Origin of the sequence: Shewanella sp. 10N.286.54.B9 (assembly GCF_041468565.1) — a bacterium.
In the GTDB taxonomy this organism is placed as follows: domain Bacteria; phylum Pseudomonadota; class Gammaproteobacteria; order Enterobacterales; family Shewanellaceae; genus Shewanella.
This window is the reverse complement of sequence record NZ_JBFRIY010000034.1, coordinates 30,131-32,361: the sequence shown is the minus strand read 5'-3', so window position 1 is coordinate 32,361 and position 2,231 is coordinate 30,131. Positions and strand designations below refer to the sequence as shown.

The window sequence follows — 2,231 nt, the reverse complement described above, 5'->3', positions numbered from 1 at the left end:
ATATTATTTTCAGTCGCTGATATAGCCCCTCGCTTGTCATCACGAATAACTCTGCCTGTTTCATCAACCAATTGCAGATAATCTTTCAGTGAGAAGGTAATGCCTTTGGGTTGATGTGCGCGCTCATTACCAATAAAGGCTAATAACCTCTTAGGTTGCTCGCCTTTTACGGCTGCACTGACTCTTAATTTTAAACTTGTGAAATCCGATTGCTCTGGTGTGTTAGCCATCTTAGCGCGAATAGGGTTGAGCTCGACATAAGTCATACAGGCCAGAACAGCCGCTTCATCTAGCAAAGCTTGTGATTTAAAACGTCCCTCCCAGAAGTGCCCAGTGCAGTTATCCTCGATATTGGCTTGCCTCGCGATGGGTTCATTGAGGCAACGCATAAACCAGCTGATATCACTGAGTCTTGAACGGTAAGTTGCAAGAAGGTGTTTGAGTTGCACCACTAAATGCTCATCGATAACTTCACCCTTAGCAAATTTTTGCGTTAGCGCAGTACCGTTAAACAGTTTATGCCACTGCTCTACAACCTCTCTATCTGACCAGCTATTCACTGTTTCCAGGTCAATGTATAGCACCACATGCAGATGGTTACTCATCACTGCGTAAGCCGCTACATCAATAGCAAACACATCGGTTAACTTGAGTATTTGCTCTTCAACCCAAGCTCTTCGATGGTCATAGTTCTTACCCGTGTATTTGTCATCCCCACATAGAAAGGCGCGCCGCACTACACGACTGCAACAGTGATAATAAGGTGTGTCTTCGATGCTAATAAGGGTTCTTCTAGGCCGTGGCATACAACCTCCAACTGAGACTTATCTATCAAGCTTAGTCTGAGGTCATTCGTTATGCCATTAACGATGGGTGGCAATATTTGCAATCACCGTCATCGGCACATGCATTTATACCGTCGACTAAGCCCGAATGCATAAGTTCTTTAAAGGTCACAATATCCATGTCAGATGATTCATTAACAAAATCAACATTAGGGTTATTAATTAAATACTCAAGAACTGCTTTATGTGCTTCCATGTTCACCTAAAAATATAACGCCCTGCTAATAAGTGAACCAAGTGCTGGCGGGCGATTTGCTCAGCAAATGGCATGACAGCCTTGGTGAATCTGAATTTAGCAGCTTGTTATATTTACACACCATCAGGACGCCAGCCTATGTTGGGGTTAACACCACTTAAAACCTGAATGCAGCCATTATTAGTAGCGATTAAATATTCTGGGTAAACACCGGCACTAGCATCTAAAATTCCTTTTTGCCTAGTCTCACCATTTGACCATCCTCCGGAGAGAATTTTGAAAACATGAAAGTTAAGACTTAAACAAGATAGAACGGAGTAGTATTGCATGTCAGATTCATCCATGAAGCGAAAGGCTGTTACCCATTCAAAGGATATTTCCAAATTAGCGTCTATACCATTTTCATTTTTAGTAGAAAGAATGATTACTAGACCATCTTGACTGAACTTAGCCGAACAAACATCATGCTCAAACCTTTCTGACCAATGCTTTGGTCCCAAAACTTCAGCGTCCACTTTAACATCCTTTGTAAATATAACATTTTAATATACGGCGTGCGCGTTTTGCCAAGCCATGTTGAGAAAGCGTGCACAGTAAAAAGTCTGAAAAGTTGATTCATAACAGTTTATTAGACATTTACGCTTAAGGTTGTATCCAATACACCTAGGGAGAAAAGTGAGTCGCACACTTTGCTTTCCGGTTATCTGAACTTTTCATGAACGCACACTTACATCTTACTGAATTTACGTATTTTTCTCTTTTCACTCAATAGCAAACCGTGAACTGATTGTGCAAAATTTAGAGATTAACCGCACAAAACCGATACTACTGTACAAAAGTACAAGCATTGGTTAACTAAAAGGCTCTCGCTAGACGGAAGCCATACTTTTCCGACTGATGAGAAAAAGTATTACAAAGAGGTCAGTGCTGCATAGGACAAATTACTGGAGATAACACATAAAGGGGCAAAATTGAGTTACAAAACTAGCAGGAAACATCTATTCCCCATCGGAGTTGCCGAAGTGCGGAGATGAAAATGTCGTAGAACCATCATGGTCTTTCCCGTGCATCCATGCACTTCAAGACATTCAGGCATCCTGCCTATCAGATGATGGTTCAGGCTCGGCGGGACATGGATGTCCCATCTGAGCTGTTAGGCAATTTTTATTTGAGCATGAGGAGCAACAACT

3 protein-coding genes are annotated in these 2,231 nt (G+C 41.8%); all 3 read right to left on the bottom strand.

Annotation, left to right across the window (positions count from 1 at the left end; all coding sequences use genetic code 11):
• On the bottom strand, positions 1–806 hold an 806-nt coding region (locus AB4135_RS12270; RefSeq protein WP_371993210.1), incomplete at its 3' end, for a transposase.
• A 49-nt stretch (positions 807–855) separates the two neighbouring features.
• Positions 856–1,041, bottom strand: coding sequence for a hypothetical protein (locus tag AB4135_RS12265; protein WP_371993208.1), 186 nt, complete (start codon positions 1,039–1,041; stop codon positions 856–858).
• Between the two features lie 113 nt (positions 1,042–1,154).
• Positions 1,155–1,556, bottom strand: coding sequence for a hypothetical protein (locus tag AB4135_RS12260; protein WP_371993207.1), 402 nt, complete (start codon positions 1,554–1,556; stop codon positions 1,155–1,157).
• Positions 1,557–2,231: the final 675 nt, after the last annotated feature.

Excerpts from the sequence above, each read along its gene's own strand:
- AB4135_RS12265 (WP_371993208.1), bottom strand. The coding sequence starts at position 1,041 with ATGGAAGCACATAAAGCAGTTCTTGAGTATTTAATTAATAACCCTAAT.